This window comes from Syntrophales bacterium (assembly GCA_035363115.1).
In the GTDB taxonomy this organism is placed as follows: domain Bacteria; phylum Desulfobacterota; class Syntrophia; order Syntrophales; family PHBD01; genus PHBD01.
The window spans coordinates 39,882-57,482 of sequence record DAOSEM010000005.1; the positions used below are offsets into that span (position 1 = coordinate 39,882).

General features: G+C 44.5%; 15 protein-coding genes and 2 pseudogenes. 15 read left to right on the top strand and 2 right to left on the bottom strand.

All coding sequences use genetic code 11. The annotated features are described in order from the left end of the window. Positions 1-671 precede the first annotated feature (671 nt). The 5 genes and pseudogenes from PLO63_11075 to PLO63_11095 all read left to right on the top strand — a co-directional run bounded on the left by PLO63_11075 (position 672) and on the right by PLO63_11095 (position 6,095). On the top strand, positions 672-1,952 hold the full coding sequence (locus PLO63_11075) for a tetratricopeptide repeat protein (protein HOI74679.1): 1,281 nt from the start codon (positions 672-674) through the stop codon (positions 1,950-1,952). 114 nt (positions 1,953-2,066) lie between these two features. Then, complete coding sequence (locus tag PLO63_11080; protein HOI74680.1) at positions 2,067-3,047, top strand: glycosyltransferase family 2 protein; 981 nt, start codon at positions 2,067-2,069, stop codon at positions 3,045-3,047. Beyond that, positions 3,031-4,215 (top strand): ATP-grasp domain-containing protein, encoded by a 1,185-nt coding sequence (locus tag PLO63_11085; GenBank protein ID HOI74681.1) that lies wholly within the window; start codon positions 3,031-3,033, stop codon positions 4,213-4,215. Before PLO63_11080 ends, PLO63_11085 begins: the two co-directional genes overlap by 17 nt. A gap of 30 nt (positions 4,216-4,245) precedes the next feature. Continuing rightward, positions 4,246-4,989: an SDR family NAD(P)-dependent oxidoreductase gene (locus PLO63_11090; protein HOI74682.1), complete on the top strand. Its 744-nt coding sequence runs from the start codon at positions 4,246-4,248 to the stop codon at positions 4,987-4,989. A 135-nt stretch (positions 4,990-5,124) separates the two neighbouring features. After that, positions 5,125-6,095, top strand: a pseudogene (locus PLO63_11095) (IS5 family transposase). Between the two features lie 62 nt (positions 6,096-6,157). On the opposite strand, the gene istB reads toward PLO63_11095, so the two are convergent. After that, a complete protein-coding gene (istB, locus tag PLO63_11100; GenBank protein HOI74683.1) occupies positions 6,158-6,937 on the bottom strand; it encodes an IS21-like element helper ATPase IstB in 780 nt (259 codons plus the stop codon). Beyond that, positions 6,934-8,226 carry an IS21 family transposase gene (gene istA, locus PLO63_11105; GenBank protein HOI74684.1) on the bottom strand — a complete coding sequence of 431 codons (1,293 nt, stop codon included), beginning with the start codon at positions 8,224-8,226 and terminating at the stop codon, positions 6,934-6,936. Before istA ends, istB begins: the two co-directional genes overlap by 4 nt. A 79-nt stretch (positions 8,227-8,305) precedes the next feature. Here istA and PLO63_11110 point away from each other — a divergent pair. The 10 genes and pseudogenes from PLO63_11110 to PLO63_11155 all read left to right on the top strand — a co-directional run bounded on the left by PLO63_11110 (position 8,306) and on the right by PLO63_11155 (position 17,599). Continuing rightward, positions 8,306-8,586: pseudogene (locus tag PLO63_11110) on the top strand (transposase). Positions 8,587-8,715: 129 nt separating this feature from the next. Continuing rightward, the gene (locus PLO63_11115; protein HOI74685.1) at positions 8,716-9,768 is read left to right on the top strand and encodes a 3-dehydroquinate synthase family protein; all 1,053 of its coding nucleotides are present in this window, start codon (positions 8,716-8,718) and stop codon (positions 9,766-9,768) included. Between the two features lie 9 nt (positions 9,769-9,777). Continuing rightward, entirely contained in the window at positions 9,778-11,121 is a 1,344-nt protein-coding gene (locus PLO63_11120; GenBank protein HOI74686.1) for a 3-deoxy-7-phosphoheptulonate synthase class II, read from the top strand. A gap of 103 nt (positions 11,122-11,224) precedes the next feature. Further along, entirely contained in the window at positions 11,225-12,136 is a 912-nt protein-coding gene (locus tag PLO63_11125; protein HOI74687.1) for a lysylphosphatidylglycerol synthase transmembrane domain-containing protein, read from the top strand. A gap of 119 nt (positions 12,137-12,255) precedes the next feature. After that, positions 12,256-12,729, top strand: a complete 474-nt coding sequence (locus tag PLO63_11130) for a class I SAM-dependent methyltransferase (GenBank protein HOI74688.1) — start codon at positions 12,256-12,258, stop codon at positions 12,727-12,729. A 250-nt stretch (positions 12,730-12,979) separates the two neighbouring features. After that, complete coding sequence (gene rffA, locus PLO63_11135) at positions 12,980-14,125, top strand: dTDP-4-amino-4,6-dideoxygalactose transaminase (protein ID HOI74689.1); 1,146 nt, start codon at positions 12,980-12,982, stop codon at positions 14,123-14,125. Beyond that, positions 14,115-15,710, top strand: coding sequence for a hypothetical protein (locus tag PLO63_11140; protein HOI74690.1), 1,596 nt, complete (start codon positions 14,115-14,117; stop codon positions 15,708-15,710). Before rffA ends, PLO63_11140 begins: the two co-directional genes overlap by 11 nt. A 290-nt stretch (positions 15,711-16,000) precedes the next feature. Then, on the top strand, positions 16,001-16,609 hold the full coding sequence (locus PLO63_11145; protein ID HOI74691.1) for a hypothetical protein: 609 nt from the start codon (positions 16,001-16,003) through the stop codon (positions 16,607-16,609). A 20-nt stretch (positions 16,610-16,629) separates the two neighbouring features. Next, positions 16,630-17,112, top strand: a complete 483-nt coding sequence (locus tag PLO63_11150; GenBank protein HOI74692.1) for a prepilin-type N-terminal cleavage/methylation domain-containing protein — start codon at positions 16,630-16,632, stop codon at positions 17,110-17,112. A 46-nt stretch (positions 17,113-17,158) separates the two neighbouring features. Next, positions 17,159-17,599: a type II secretion system protein gene (locus PLO63_11155; protein HOI74693.1), complete on the top strand. Its 441-nt coding sequence runs from the start codon at positions 17,159-17,161 to the stop codon at positions 17,597-17,599. The last annotated feature ends 2 nt before the right edge of the window (positions 17,600-17,601 follow it).

Below are 17,601 nucleotides of genomic sequence, written 5' to 3' on the forward strand. Positions count from 1 at the left end.
ATTCATTCTTTTCGTACATTTCACCAAGCAAAGAATACTACAACTACTATTGGTTATTTCAGGTAATTGTTTATTCTGTTTATCAGTTTGTGGATTATTATGGATTGATTGTTCTCCGGTGCTTACTCTATTCATTAACGGCATTCTTAATTTTTAAGATCCTGTTCTTTAATCAGCAGGATAGAACAACTCTATTTCTCGGTCTTCTTGCTTTCGTGTGCTGCACTATCGTTCTGATGAACCGAGAATTGGCAGTACGTCCACATCTTTTTTCTTATCTATTTATAGTATTATTCATATCCATCATTGAGTATTATAAAAGAATGTGTGTTTGTCTCCCTTTAATTGGAATCATCTGGTCAAATGTTCACGGTATCGAATATCCAGTGATGTTTCTGATAGTTACTGCATATGTAGTGGAGGTTTACTGGACGCAGGTAAAATCGAAATCGATCATATCATCAGACGAAAGAAAATATAAATGGTATTTAATAGCCGTATACTATTCTATATTCATTACTCCTGGAATATTTGAGTTGGTGCACATCCCCTTCAGTGTTACTTATGAAGGTGCTGCCTACCAACACCTGTACGTAAGGGAACTTTTCAGGATTCCGTTAAAATCTTTGTTAGTCTTTGCTCCTATTTCAGCGCAGGGGCTATTGACGACCATGCAAAACCTGATTGTTATTACCACTATTGGTTTTCTGCTTTTTGGAATTTATAAAAGGGAACTGCGCATTAGTCATGCAATTCTCGTTGTTGGTGCAATTTTCTTGTTGACTAGGCATTCGAGATTCACATGTGAATTCACATTATTGTCCTTACCACTACTTCGCCATATAATCCCTTTGTTATCAAAAGCATTTGTTATTCCAAGCAGGGTCATTTGTGTCTTACTTCCTGTAGTATTAGTAATTATGCCTTATTGCATTTATCATGGTGTTTTAGGAGATCGTCCACACTACCCTCTATCACCGTCAAATCTTCCTACAGGTGTAAGTCGTTTTTTAAATCAGCATTCTCTCAGTGGTAATATACTCAATGATCCCAATACAGGTGGTTATTTACAATGGACCTTAAGTGATAGATATCGAATATATATGGATATGCAAATGTCGATTTTTAATGATCTTGATTTGGCACTCGTTGAACACTCATTTACTGATAAACATGCATTTGCGTCATTTATTAAGAAGTACGATCCTTCATTCATAACGGTTTCACTCAACAGGACATCTTTTAAGGATATCATTAATACTCAGGAACAATACTGCCCAGTTTTTTTTGATCACGCTGAAGTACTATATGTCAATAGGAACCATTATAGAGAAGTCGCGGATAAATACGAATTGAAACTCATCGATCCATTTATTTACTGGAAAACTCTTTACGCAAACGAATCTGCAACTAGCATTTTAGAAATATCTAACGAGGCTAAAAGAATGCGCTCTGAAGATCCATCTAATTTTAGAGTTAATCACATTCTTTCAAGTCTTTCGGTTACACGCGGCGAGTATAGAGAAGCGTTGGAGTACGCAAAACAGATAATTAAGTATTACCCAGAGCAATATCAGGGATATGCATTGATGGGTGATGCATTATTTGGTACGAAAGAATATCATGAAGCTATTGTACATTATAAAATGGCACTTGCTATGGGGGCCCAAAAGCAATCTGACAAAGTATATTGGAATCTGTATGCATCATATTATAATATTAGAGAATATAAAAAGGCTTATATTGTTCTAATGAAATACGTTAATCCTTTCTCGCCAGAAGCCACATACGAAGAAATATATCAATTAGCAATCTCTGCTGCCTTATTAGGCAAGAAGAATGAGGCATTACTATTTTTCAAAATAGCTAGTATGAAAATCCCAGATAATGAAAATATACTAAAGGTCAAGGTTGATGATTATATAAAGCAGCTTACCAATGATGATAAGTGAGAACGGCATTTATGTTATTATGGATTCGATCACAGAAAAGAATGTCAAGTTACAGTTGCTTGAAGTAAAATGAGACTCCGTATATGATATGATGTTTAATGAGGAGGATGTTGGATGACAGAGAAGAAAATCAATAATCCAGATATATCTATTGTGATTCCCGTATATGGGTCCGATAGCACTTTAATCAACCTATATGTGCGGCTTGTGGCTTCTATGGTAATAATTCCAGCATCATTTGAAATAATATTTGTTGACGATTGTGGTCCTGGAAACCCGTGGGATCTAATAAGCGAAATGGCGAGAAATGATTCAAGAGTCATTGGCATAAGACTTACGAAAAACTTTGGACAACACAATGCAATAATGGCGGGTGTCGATGTGGCACGAGGTAGTTGGCTTGTGATAATGGATTGCGACCTACAAGATAGACCTGAAGAAATTCCACGTCTTTTTAAAAAAGCTCAGGAAGGATATGATATCGTTGCTGGTCAGAGGATAAATAGACGTGACAGTTATTTTAAACGATTATTCTCAAGAGCATATCATCGCCTTTTCGGCTATATGACCAATCAAAAAAGTGATGAAACTCAATCATCCTTTGGCATTTACTCTCGAAGAGCGGTAGATGCCGTTAAATCATTACCTGAACAACCACGAATATTTCCACTACTCGTTCGTTGGTTTGCTTTTAAAACGACAGCAATCGAGATACAACATGACGAACGTACAGAGGGAAAGTCTAGCTATAATTACGACAGACGTTTATCCCTTGCAATCGATACGATTGTCTCTTACTCTGAAAAACCACTTATACTATTTATTAAGAGTGGATTTGTAATGTCTTTCGCAGCTTTCTGCTATGGGGTGTGGCTCGTTATTCGATACTTTATACTCGGGCAGATTATCGCTGGGTGGACTAGTGTTATGGTATCAATGTTTTTCTTATCGGGCGTAATCCTGTTTGGAATGGGCGTAGTAGGCGTATATATTGGGAAAATACTCAATCAAGTCAAGGGAAGACCACCGTATGTGGTGAATGAACGGACTACATTATCGTTTCTATGTAATGTGTTTAATGATGAGAAAAAATAAACTACTAATTGCTGGTGGTGGTTACGCCGATATTCCATTAATACTATCTGCAAAGAAACTCGGTTATTATGTCATTACCAGTGGTAATCGTCCAGACGAATTAGGACATAAATATTCGGATGAATACTATTCTGCCGATTTTTCTGATCGTGAGGCAATCCTTCGATTGGCAGCTAGTTTAAATGTGTCCGCTATCTGCGCTTGCTGCAATGACTTTTCAGCTCTCTCATCATCATATGCTGCAGAAAAATTGGGATTGCCAGGCCATGATACATATAACGTTGCGAAAATAATTCATCACAAAGATCGATATCGAGAATTTGCAAAAAAAGCTGGTATCACGACACCTCTTGCAAAGGGTTTTAAAAGGAAGAAGGATGCTTTATTATGGACTGAAACACTAACGCTCCCAGTTATTGTTAAACCTGTGGACTTGACAGGGGGTAAAGGTATATCAGAGATTAGGCAAATGGATGATGCAGAAAAGGCAATTGATAGCGCATTTAAAATATCAAAAATAAAGCGAATTGTTATTGAGGAATTCATTGTTGGTACTCGACATGGCTTTTCTGTTTTTTTGGTAGATGGACGAGTAGTATTTTTCTTTTCGGACAATGAACATTATTATTTAAATCCATATTTGGTTTCTGCTGCGTCTGTTCCAAGCATTGTTCCAAAGGAAGTAGAAAAGAAATTATGTGCTGTGGCGGAGAAAATATCATCTATTTTGTCATTAAAGACGGGCATATTTCACATGCAATATATTCTTCGTGGTGATGACCCTATAATTATCGAAATCTGTCGCCGTGCACCGGGAGACCTATATATTAAGCTTGTCGAACATGCAACGGGTATAGATTACCCATCATGGATAGTAAGGGCTTCATCTGGATTGGATTGTTCCGGGTTGACGCACTCCGAACCTAAAGGTTTCTTTATTCGACATTGTGTCATGGCGTCTCGCACGGGCACACTCAAAAACATATTAATTCATTCTTCGATTCGAAATATGATTATCGATAAGCAAATGTGGTGGAAACCTGGCGATTTGGTTACTGATGTGAACACAACAAAATTTGGAATCGTATTCATTCAATTAAGCTCTAAAGAAGAAATGATAAGAACGGCTGAATATCTTCCGGAGCTAATTATTGCAGTAATAAATTGATTATTTATTGACTATGTGGGGATATATGTAATGATAAAGAATAAAGTTGCTATTATTACAGGAGGATCACGGGGAATTGGACGTGCTATAGCGAGAAAATATGCTGAGAATGGCGCCTCGCTACTCCTTGTTGCTTTACATCGGGAGCGACTTCTGCGTGCGCAAGAAGAAATTTGCAAAATTAGCAAATATGTCGACATATTACCAGGAGATATAGCTGAACCATCCTTTTCTCAAAGTATCGTTACACGTACCATCGAACTATTTGGTACAATAGATGTGTTAGTGAATTGCGCTGGAATAATAACCAGAACTCCTGTTGATCATCTTGGCTTGGAGGAGTGGCATCGTGTGATCAATGTTAATCTGCATGGTGCATTTTATCTCTCACAAGCCGTACTGCCCATCTTTTGTGCAAAAAAGGCCGGGAAGATAATAAATATCACATCACAAATGGCGAAACTCCCACACCCAAATGCGTCACCGAGCTATGAAGTATCAAAAGCAGGACTGGTATCGTTAACGCGGCACCTCGCTTTCCATTACGCAAGGTATAATATTTGTGTGAATGCTATTGCGCCTGGTTCAATAGATACTGATTTGCCAAAGAGTATGACCATTGAAGCAAGACAAAGATTAAGGAAAGCGATTCCGTTAGGACGATTAGGTGAACCAGAGGAGGTTGGTGAACTAGCGGTATTCTTAGCATCTAATAGATCAGATTATATTACGGGTGCTACAATTAATATTAGTGGTGGATCGTTGATGGACTAGAATGCTAATTACAAATGATATAATTTAGTCGTCCCTGAAAAACTGTAATATATTGTAATTAATGCTTTATTAATTGGTTGTTCTATGATAAAATCACCAGAAATTAAAACAAATCCCTCAAAAGCTGGTGATTTTATGCAACAGAAAAATCTGTCCGCCCAAGAGGCTCAAGGCGATCTGTTCCAATCGCGCCTGGACCAGATTCTCGACAACGGGCACCCTCTGTTCCAGCTTGCCCGTCAGATCGACTGGTCGTTCTTTGACACCGAGTTCGGGCAGTTGTTCGTGGAGAACGTCGGCCGCCCCGGACTTCCGACCCGGCTGATCGTCGGACTGCACTACCTGAAGCACACCTTCAACGAGAGCGATGAGTCGGTGGTGGAACGCTTCCTGGAGAATTCATACTGGCAATACTTTTGCGGTTTCGAGTACTTCCAGCACAGATTACCTCTGGATCCCTCTTCCATGGTTCGCTGGCGGAAGCGTCTGGGGCCGGACACGCTGGAGAAGCTGCACGTGGAAACCCTGGAGACGGCCAAACGGGGCAAACTGCTCACGCCGCGTCATGTGGTGTGGAACGAGTCAACGACGATACGACGGTTCAGGAAAAAGCCGTCGCCTTTCCCAATGATGCCCGGCTTTATCAAAAGACCCGACGAGCCTTGGTTCGAGCTGCTAAGGAGAGAGACATCGATCTCCGGCAAAACTACGAGCGGTTGGGCAAGGAGGCCTTCATCAAGCAGGGCCGCTACGCCCATGCCCGCCAGTTCAAGCGAGCAAGAAAGCAAACTCGGAAGCTGCAAACTTTCCTGGGCCGGGTCATCCGGGACATCCGGCGCAAGTGCCAGGTTCCCGATGAGGATCTTTCCCGCCTGCTGACTCTTGCGGAGCAGATCTTCACCCAGAAGAGGAACGACACCCACAAAGTCTACAGTGTTCATGCCCCGGAGGTGGAATGCATCGCCAAGGGCAAGGCCCACAAGCGCTACGAGTTCGGCTGCAAGGTGGCCATGGTCACCAGTTCCATCAAAAACTGGGTTCTGGCGATCGATGCCCTTCACGGGAATCCCTTTGACGGCCACACCCTGAAACAGTCGCTTGATCAGGTCAAATGTCAATGGTCACCGAAAAATGACCCTTTGTGGTCATCGAAAAATGACCCCCTGGTTTATGATGGTTCCTCGTTGGGCGGAGGCTGCTGGATGAGCCCCGCCTTGACCTTTTCCTTCAGGCGGTAGGAGTTTCCCTTGATGTTGACGGTAGTGGAGTGATGGAGGATCCGGTCCAGGATGGCCGTGGCGATGACAGAATCCCCGAAGATCTCGTTCCACTGACTGAAACTCCGGTTGGAAGTCAGGATCAGGGCCCCTTTCTCATAGCGGCGAGAGATGAGCTGGAAGAACAGGTGGGCACCGTGGCGGTCGATGGGGATGTAGCCGATCTCGTCGATGATCAGGAGCTTGGACTGGCAGTAGAGCTTGAGCTTCTCCTCGAAGCGGTTCTCGGCATAGGCCTTGGTCAACGAGGCCACCAGGGGCGTCGCCTGGGTGAAGTAGGTCCGGTATCCTTCCGAGACGGCTTTGAGTCCGAGGGCAACGGCCAGATGGGTCTTCCCGACACCCGGCGGTCCCAGCAGGATGATGTTCTCGCCGTTGGCGATGAAGCGACAGGAAGCCAGCTCTTTGATCTTCTTCTTGTCGATCGAGGGCTGAAAGGCAAAGTCGAAGCTCTCCAGGGTCTTGACGAAGGGGAACCGGGCCATGGTGGTGCGCATGGACACGTTCTTCTCCATCTTGGCGGCGACCTCCTGGGACAGCATCTGATCCAGGAAGTCCGTGTAGGAGAGATTGTTCCGGGAGGCCTCCTCCAGGCTGTTCTCCAGAAGGTTCTGGATCCGGTGAAGCCTCAGGTGCCGCAGGTTCTCCTGAATGCGGGCGAGCGGAGTCATCGGGCACCTCCTTCGGCAACGGCCTCATAGAAGGCCATGTCCCGGATCTCCACCTCTTCTTCTGGAGAAGGACGGAAGGGGTGCCAGGCCGGCGTGGCCGGCAAACGATTTCGCCGGAAGAGGCCCCAGTAGTGTTCCTTGTTGATCCGGTTCTGAAAGGAGCCTTCGCAGCGGAGATGGGAAACGACGAGCTGACCGTCATGATAGACATGGATCCGGTCATCGACAGCTTGAACATCCACCTGCTTGCCGGCATACCGGAAAGGAACAGAGTACCGGTTCGTCTCGAAGGCGACCATGCAGTCCCGGGAAACCTGCCGGACGACCCGTTCCTGGATCGTGTAGGGCGGCTTCCCGTGGTGGTCGAGCAGCAGGTCCCGCTCTTCCAGGAACAACTCCGCCGGTTTCCTGTGGGTGGTCCCGTGGATCCGTTGATCCGCAGCGGTTGTAATCCAGTTCAGGAGCGACTCGTTGAGGTGATCGAGAGAAGCAAAGGCCTTCCCCCTGAGGAACCGTTTGACGTACTTGACGCCCGACTCCACCTTGCCCTTGGTCTGGGGGCGGTAGGGCCGATGAAGCCGGGGACGGAACCCGTAATACCGGGCAAAATCCCAGAAGGCGGCATTCCAGCGGATGGAGCGGCCTTCGAAATCCCGGGACACGACGACCGTCTTCGGGTTGTCGTAAAGGATCTCGTGGGGAATACCGCCGAAGTGATCGAATGCGGCAAGGTGACAGCGGATGAACGTGGGAAGCTTCTCGTCCGTGGCGGCTTGGACAAACATCCCGCGGCTGTAGCTCAGGGTCAGGACGAACAGGTGGGCCCTGACACGCTTCCCGTCCAGGAGCGTCCAGCACTGTCCCCAGTCTGCCTGTCCCTGGCGGCCCGGCGGCGTCTCGAAGCGCATCGTCGCTTCCAGGTTGGCTTCCTGCCGGAGAGGCCGGACAAACCGCTTCACCGCTTCGTAGGCGCCGGAGTAGCCCATCCCCTGAAGCTCTTCGTACATGGATTGCGCGCAATACCCGACGGCGGCGACCCTCTGCCGAATGTGCTCCTTCCAGGGGTTCAGGATGCTGCTCATGACGTTCGTTCTCGTGTAGGCAACCGGTTCCTTCTGGCTGAGAATCTTCCTCACCGTCCGCACGTCCAGACCCATTGTCCGGGCAATCGACTTCTTGGACTCATGAAGCCTGTGCCGCGTGTGGATCTCGTGCCACTGGTCCCCCTTGATCATCTCGTCCCCTCCCGATGCCGTCATCGGGAGGATTATGACTTCGGCAATGCTCATTTGCGATCCCCCTTTCGGTTGGGGGGTCATTTTTCAGTGACCGTAGGGGGTCATTATTGCATGACCGCTGACAGTCAAACGCATCACCGGCTGGCAGCCGCTGCATGCTTATTGCGGCCGAGGGTATCGAGGTGCCGACAAAGAAATCACCGACACGCGACAGTGCACCTGGCCGGCAAGAAGAAACGGAGCATGAAGCCTGGCATCTGGCGATGGTACGCCCGGCGATCCGCCATCGAGCCGATCTTCGGCCACCTGAAATCGGATCACCGCCTCGAACGCAACCACCTGAAAGGGAAAGATGGGGATCGGATGAACGCCATCCTGTCCGGCTGTGGGTTCAACCTGATGAAGCTCCTTGGAGCTTTCTTTTTATCCTTTTTCTTCTGCCTGATTTTGGCCGGAGAGAGGGACAGACTTGTCAAAGAGCGGTATGCTTAAGCCCTGTCTGGGCTAATTGAATCTTTTTTCAGGGACGACTAATTCGCTATGTACATTCCTGAATACATTAGAATTACAAACGAACCAGGATTATTATTAAAAAAAATAATAGACGAGACACATGCAAATAATATTATTGTTATCACCGATGAAAACACGAATACTGTATGCTATCCGAAAATCGCCCCCTACCTGCCGCGACATATTGTCGCATCAGTTCCCGCCGGAGAAAATAATAAAAATATTAATAACTGTCTAAGAATATGGCATGAAATGACAAATGGCGGTTTAGATCGCAATGCCTTAACAGTCAATCTGGGAGGTGGGGTTATATGCGATATGGGTGGATTTTGTGCGACAACGTTTAAAAGAGGTGTTCGATTTATTAACTGCCCAACAACACTACTTGCACAAGTTGATGCGGGATATGGAGGAAAGTTGGGGGTAAACTATGAAAACATAAAAAACAATATTGGAATATTTAAAATGCCATACTGTGTAATAATATCGTCATCTTTTCTTAATACGTTGTCGAAGCGAGAACTTAGATCTGGATATGCTGAGATGATGAAGCATGCTTTAATTAGCGGTGTTAACGAGTGGGATAGACTAGAAAAGACGGATCCTACAAAAATACCTTCAGAAGAGCTAATTAAGCAGTCAATAATGATAAAAAGCAAAATTGTATGTATTGATCCTAAAGAAGGGGGATATCGTAAAGCACTCAATTTTGGTCATACAATTGGTCATGTTATTGAAAGCATTCTTTTGTCTGACCAAGAAAGCATGATAACCCATGGTGATGCCATTGCAGCTGGTATAGTTGCAGAAGCCTATCTAAGTTATAAATACATCGGCATGGAAGAAGGCCTATTAAAAAGTATTTGTAACTATGTATCACGTTATTATCCGAATATTCATTATAACAACATTAAAAAGACTATATTTTTAAATCTATTAGTGCAAGATAAGAAAAGCAGAGGACGGGAGATCCGAGCCGCTCTTGTAAGAGCCCCAGGAATCAGTATTACAGATGTTCCCGTGTCGAAAGAAGCGTGTTGGGAATCTTGGAAATACTATCAGAGTATTTACAATAAGTGAGGTCTTTTTATGAGCGTTCCGGTGTGGAGCAAGTCAAGTTGGCGTTCATATACTGCTAGGCAGCAACCCCGGTGGCCAGATGTGCATGTACTTGAAGAAACGCTTGAAACGCTTTCTCGCCTTCCAGCCGTTGTGTTCGCCGGAGAGACGAGGACATTGATCCGTCAATTAGCTGATGCTGTTGAAGGGAAAGTGTTTGTATTGCAGTGTGGTGATTGCTCAGAGGATTTCGACAAATGTAACGGTCCAGTTATTCATAATCTCCTCAGAGTTATCCTACAGATGTCTATAATATTAGCATATGCTGGTGAAAAAAGGATTGTTAACATTGGCAGAATTTCGGGCCAATATGCAAAGCCTAGATCTTCTGATATAGAAAAAATTGGTGATCAGGAGATACCAGTTTACCGTGGAGATATGGTAAACAGTCGCGAACCCACCCTAGATGCAAGAACCCCAGATCCTCACAGGCTATTAGAAGGCTATTTTAGGGCAGTAGCAACTTTAAATCTAGTCAGGGCGTTCACTCGCGGTGGATATGCGGCGATAGATAGGGCAAATGCATGGCACCGGGAAACCTGGTACACGTTTCCGCCAAATAATAAATATGTCGGTTTGATTAAAGGAATTCAAAAGGCTATTAAATTCATGTCTGCGATTGGAATCGACAGCAATGCCCCTCAGTTGAACCAAATAATTCTTTATACCTCGCATGAAGGTCTTCTGCTTGAATATGAGGAGGCTATGACGCGAATTGATACAACCACCGGTAATTGGTACGACACCAGTGCGCATATGCTCTGGATTGGTGATCGTACGCGTCAATTAGATGGGGCTCATGTAGAGTTTATGCGAGGTATATGTAATCCTGTCGGCGTGAAAATTGGCCCAAACTATGAGATTGACGAAATACGAACGATTATAAGAATACTGAATCCGAACAATGATCCGGGTCGACTCACTCTTATAACCAGATTCGGTGCCGATGAAATTGATGTATTGCTTCCGCCACTTGTTCGTGCAATCAGAAGAGAAGGATTTCAAGTATTGTGGTGCTGTGATCCAATGCATGGTAACACTTACGTTAATAATCATTTTAAAAAAACAAGGAAATTTGATGATATATTAACTGAAGTTCGCAAATTTTTTCATATTCACCACGCAGAAGGGAGCATCGCGGGAGGTGTGCATCTGGAGTTGACGGGTGAAGATGTTTCTGAATGCATTGGTGGAAGTAGGCAAATCAGCGATTCAGATCTGGATCTTAATTATCTAACCAACTGCGACCCTCGGCTTAACGCTGAACAGGCGGTTGAACTCGCATTTGAAATTGCAGATCTTCTAAACCTGTGAGGCGAAATAATAATATATGATTGTATAAGTGAATTATTGGATCCTTTTTTTATCAAGGTATGCAACATTGGAGACAAAAGGAAAACGATTTAAATCCCAAACAATGAAGAGATTGACACTACTATTTAGTGTAACGATACTGCTATTGTGTCTGTGGTATATCGCAGAAAATTTTTATTGGTACGACATTGGTAGAATTATGCAAAATGTTAGATCAACATATTTTTTTGCTGGTGTGTTATCTGTAATGATATTTTGGCTGATTAGAAGTTATCGTTGGTCAATATTACTGGGAAATCTTAACATGAAAGTACCAGCCGGTGAGTTGTATTTTTATAATGCAATATCATTAAGCATATCAACGATGACACCTTTATTGTCTGGTGAGGCCATTAAGGTTGAATGGTTAAAAAACGATGGATTTATAAACAGAACAGTAGGCTATAGTACTTTATTGACTGAGCGTACAATGGATCTTCTTGTAGTATCGATGATAGCCATGCTGGCTATATATAATAATTATTCTGGTAATTATAAATATTTACTAATTGCGGGATGTCTATTGATTATATTTATCATGGTTGTTGGTATTGTTGCGATGATGAAAATAAGGCGCATCAGAAAGTATTATGTAATTAATACGATTATTAATAGTGTCGGTTCTCTTAAATCTCTATCCATTATTATGTTGTTGACGATCGCAGGTTGGTTCATTATAGGGTTTGGCTGGCAGATAACTCTAAATAGCATTAAAATTGAAATTGGCTTTTTTGAAACATTGGCTATGGTTGCTGTTGTATCAATTATCAACATCTTAAGCTTAATACCAGGGGCCATCGGTATTTCTGAAGTTAGCATTTCTCTATATTTGGGGATGGCAAAACAAATGTCTATAGTTGAAGCTCAATCTGGCGCTTTGATAATCAGGTTATATGGATTAATGATTATTATTCTAGGAATAATTCACTTTCTGTTCTATAATATAACTAGAATCACAAAAAAGAATGAAAAATAAAATAATTGATCGATATGTGGAGTATTAGATTTGATAAAAACGTTTTACAGAATGTTCTTTCATAAAACAGGTATAAATCATTTATTAGTACTATGTCATAAATATATGGATTATTAGCTATGACACAGTTGACATCCGGTTGGCGTTCGTTACTGTCATTGCCTAAGGTTTATAATTTAGGCGTAGGACTACTAGGAAGCAAAAAAGCAAATTATGAGATTGTTTATGGCTATATAAAACCAAAATTAAAGATGCGTATTTTGGACATAGGGTGCGGTCCCGCATCTATTCTAAAGTATTTACCTCAGTATGTTGAATATTATGGCATTGATATCGATCAAAGATATATAGATGCTGCAAGAGAAAAGTATGGAGATAGAGCATATTTTTATTGCATGCCTTTGGAATCCATATACAATAAAGAATTAAGTGGATTTGACTTGGTGATGGGGCTTGGTGTTCTCCATCATCTTGACGATGTAAATGCTTCGGCATTTTTTTCTTTTGCAGCTGCAGCAATAAATGACAGGGGCGATGCCTTACAATTGATCCATGCAAAATCAGGGACCAGCACTTCTTTGCTCGGTGGATGATTGGACAGGACAGGGGCCTAAATGTTAGAAAAGCTAATGAATACGCGGCCTTGGCACTACCACATTTTAAGCGTTTATCTCAAACGTTGCGACATGATCTGCTGAGAGTGCCCTATACTCACCACATAATGGAATGTCAAAAAAAGTGATCATACATTTCAACGAAAAGCTGCTGAATAGAGCGAAATCCTTTTGATCTTCGAGATAATATTTAGAGCAAATCTCAGATGTATGATCTATGAGGCGATATATGGAAAACGACAAGATACCATTCAACAGACCCTACATCGTCGGCAAGGAACTTTTCTATGTAGCTCAAGCCGTCATCACTCACGGCCACATATCCGGAGACGGGTATTTCACAAAGAAGTGCCAAGCGTGGCTTGAAAAAGCAATCGGGTCACACAAGGCACTTTTGACTCATTCCTGCACCGCAGCCCTGGAGATGAGTGCCATGCTCTGCGGTATAGGCGAGGGAGACGAGGTGATCATGCCCTCGTTCACTTTCGTTTCCACGGCCAACGCTTTTGTCCTGCGTGGAGCAGTTCCGGTGTTTGTGGACATCCGTGAAGATACTTTAAATATGGATGAATGCCTGCTGAACGATGCGCTAACGGAGAAGACAAAAGCCATCGTGCCCGTACACTATGCAGGTACACCCTGTGACATGAACGCAATACTGGCCTTGGCTAACGAAAAGGGATTGCGTGTCGTGGAGGACGCGGCCCAAGGCCTTTTGTCCACGTATGAGGGAAAGTGTCTTGGTACTTTGGGTGACTTGGGGTGCCTGAGCTTCCATGAGACGAAGAACATCATCAGTGGTGAGGGCGGGGCCTTGCTGGTCAACGACCCAGAACTTGCGGATCGCGCTGAGATGATATGGGAAAAAGGCACCGACAGAAGACGCTTTTTCCGGGGGCAAGTAGACAAGTATACATGGGCGGACATAGGTTCCTCTTACCTGCCAAGCGATATCATCGCCGCGTTCCTGTTCGCCCAACTGGAGATGGCCGAACAGATCATAGCCGCCAGGTGCAGGTTGCTGGAGCAGTACATGGAAGGCCTGCGCGATCTGGAAGAAAGTGGTGCTATACGGCTACCCTCAGTAGACGGCGATAGCACCTGTAACGGTCACATCATGTACATTATCACAAGATCCTTGGCGGAAAGGGCCAGACTGATTACTTGGCTGGAGGAGCGCTCCATCATTTCCGTATTCCACTATATCCCGCTGCATTCTTCGCCCATGGGGATGAGGCACTGTCGCACCCACGGAAGCATGGCGGTTACAGACCGCACTAGTGAGTGCCTGCTCCGTCTGCCGATGTTTTATGAAATGCAGCCTGCACAGGTCTCCCGGGTGGTCGACGCAGTGAGGGGCTTTTATGGACGCTAAGTTGTCCTCCGCAGGTAACAAACTGGGCAACTTGGCTTCGAGCATTGCTGACGGGGCACTCAAGTCGAACGGACGTCTTTTCTCGACTTTCTTTCTTCTTATCTTGGCATTGAAATGGCCTTTTCTTGGCATCCAGCCGGTCTGGGACGAGGCGTTCAGCATTTTTCCCGCAGCTCAATTTCTGGTCGATAACGGCTTCGATTATGTGCATCTCATGGAGCAGCCCCGCTACCATGATGGGGGGCCGACGGCGCATGCCCTTTCTTTAATGACCCTGGTCACTGCCTTGGTTTTGAAGGTCACAGGTGGCGGCACCCCGGCCTGGGTTATCTTGAGAGTCATGCAATGGCTCATGGCTGCGTCTATCGCGGTCATGTTGACGCGGATGCTCAGCGCCCTTATTGGAAAATATTCTGCCCTGCTCCTGTCACTCGCCTGTCTTGTCTATCCCATAGTATTGGCCCAACTTGGGTTCATGTATTTGGAAGTACCGGTACTCTTTTTTACTCTTCTGGCATTTACCCTTTTTTTCAAGAGCCGAATCTTGCCTTCCACCCTGTTTCTCGTCGTGGCTTGCCTGATCAAGGGCAGCGCGTTGATCGGCGTCGGGGCGTTGGTCCTGACGGTTTTGTGTTGTCAGGAGAAAAATCTCTGCAGGCGTTTTCTGGACGCTCTTATTCTCACGGCCCCTTCTCTTGTAGCGGTCAAGGCCATTATGGTCGTTAGTGACAGCAGGCTTTCGATGACCTACCACCAGAGTCATTCAGATATTGTTTCAGGCATGATAAATAAAAGCATCTTAATCTATCAAGCGTACATATCAATAGTCCCTGATATGATTATTATTTATGGGGCAAGTATTTTCATTTCATTCATGTTGATTTTGAAACTTCTCAACAAGAACGCTCGTATAAATGGCCAACAGAAGCAGATTATCTACTTCCATTCTTTTCTCATTATTGTTTTTTTCTTTTTTTATTTCGTGCTTTACAATCTAATACAGCAGGATGATAGCAGTTTTTTAACACGGTATTTTGCCTATGCGATACCTTCCATGTTATTCATTATATTTTATATGATTGATAGAGTCCTGCGCAACGAGGGCATTCTAATAATCATCTTGGTCCTCATAATCTCCGTGTTTCTGGTCAACAGGAGCGGTGCTCTGTATCCTTCGCTGCACTTCCCAAATATCGCCATGGCTGAGCGGTCCGAGGAGTACATCGACGGGTACTTGGTTGCGCAGGAATATATCGATTTGCTTGAAAAGAGAGTGCCTCGTGATGTTCCGGTTTTCGTCAGCTTGCCGGATTATTTCCTGACTCAGTATCCTGTGAACCGGTACGTCACCAAACCCCTGTCTAATGTGAGATACATCGGGAATGTGCTGAGAGTAGAGAGGCTTGGTTTCGAGTACCCGGACCATTTCGTCCTTGTCTACAGTTATCCTTGGCTTGGGGGGCAGTACATCTTGAGCATGTTCCGGGATGTTACACAAAGGAAAGACTTGTCTGTGGAGTTTTTGGGTCAGTTTAGCAGGGGGGCCTTCCATGGGCATGTCATAGAGGTCAGAAGAAAGAGATAGAGCATGCGTTAAAATGCATGACAAGCGAGAAGTGATGTTTGTTGAAAGCAAGAATCAAAATATTTCAAGGCATTCCGTTGTAGTATATGGGCTATTCAGAGGTGATTCGATCATACTTTCAACAATCATCTCACACGCACTTTTTTAAATGAAAGTTGGGACATTAGAGAGCCGTTGAAAAAAGGCTTACGGGATAACGTTAGATGATCATTTAAATTTATGGAGTGTGTGACTTTTTTCATTTAGTAGTTGTATATACGTTAAATAATTATTTGTGAGGTAATTCTCAAATGGATAATGATAGGCTTCTTCAACTTATCCAAACAAGCAGGTCTCGCATTATTGAGGTCCAAGGAGATTTTACCAACCGGGTTATGAAGAAGGTACGTGAAGAAAGCCTCTCAATTCCAGTGCGGATTTTAAGGCATCTCTTGTGGAATCAGGGAGGAATAGGGCAGCTTGCGGGGATAACGTCCAAACCGAAAACGAATGAGGATTGCGCTGCATGCTATGGGCTGACGGGTGCTTTCTACTGGATCTTGGGTCTCGTCCTGCTGGCAGGCCTGAGACTTCTTGGTGCCGACGCACTGATCAATCATGGGATTAAGATGCTTCCATGGATGAGCATTCTTGCCGGTACCTGGCTTCTGGGGCTTGCTGTCATCATGATGATCGGAGGACAAAGGGCAGTGATATGTGCCAAAGCTGGAACGGCACTCTTCATTATAGCAGTTCTGACCGCTATCCTGCCTTTCATGAAATCTGCATGGTCTCCCTTCGCATATTTATCAGTCATGCTGTCGCTTACGGCGGTATTCATGGGGGGGCTGCTATATTTTCAAGTGAAGGATTTTTCGAAGGAAAATGGCGGGAAGAATAATCATGGAGTTACCGCTTGAATGCTGAATGGAGGGTTTGGATGGGTGCTATGAAAAGAGGAAACAAAGCGTCAGATAAGGGATTCACGTTGATTGAAATTATCGCGGTTCTCATTATTCTTGGCATTCTCCTTGCTTTCGTCATTGTCAGGATGAACACAACGAGCGATGCGGACCTTACTTCCCAAATTCAAGTGATCAAGAACCATCTCCGGTATGCCCAATCAAGGGCGATGAGCACCGGTACGATATGGGGGGTGAATTTCTCTACAACGACGACATATTATTTATACGATGGGGCATCTCCTTCAACACCGGTATTGTTTCTCGGTGAGAAGGATCCGACGGTGAACCTGGATGACAAGAAATCAAAGCTAACGATCACATCGGCGCCTCAGAACATCAGGTTCAATGCTTATGGAAGTCCCGTTGATACATCAGGAAATTTGATTGCATCAACGATCACGTTAACGACCAACGGCGGAAATTTCCAAATTACGAAAAATACGGGATTTATTCCTTGATTACTCATGATGAATTTAATGGGCGCCATGCGAGGGAGAGACAAATATGAAGGAGCGAAGGAAGAAAAGTAAAGGATTTACACTGCTTGAAGTGATTATTGGGCTCGTCGTACTTTCGATCATGGCGGCGTTGCTGGTATCCTTTATGGGAACGGGGGTGGTGCAGAGCGCCAACCCGGTTCTCTTGGCTCAGAACGGTGCCTATATCAATCAGATCATGGAGAACATGACGGCCGACTACAAGAAAACATTGTCAGAGGCACAGAGCGGTTCTCCTCTGAACACATTCAAAGAGCGCATCGGGGCTAAAAATTCGCAGCAAACACTGTATTCCGCTTCAGGCCACGCATATACAATTGTAGAGAATGACTGGATTTCATTACCGCAGGCAGGTGGTCAGGAAACGACTGGTGCTGCCAGCGATAAATTATTGAAGGTAACCATTGACTATAGGGGCCTTACTTTAACGGCTCTATTTACGGAGTGATG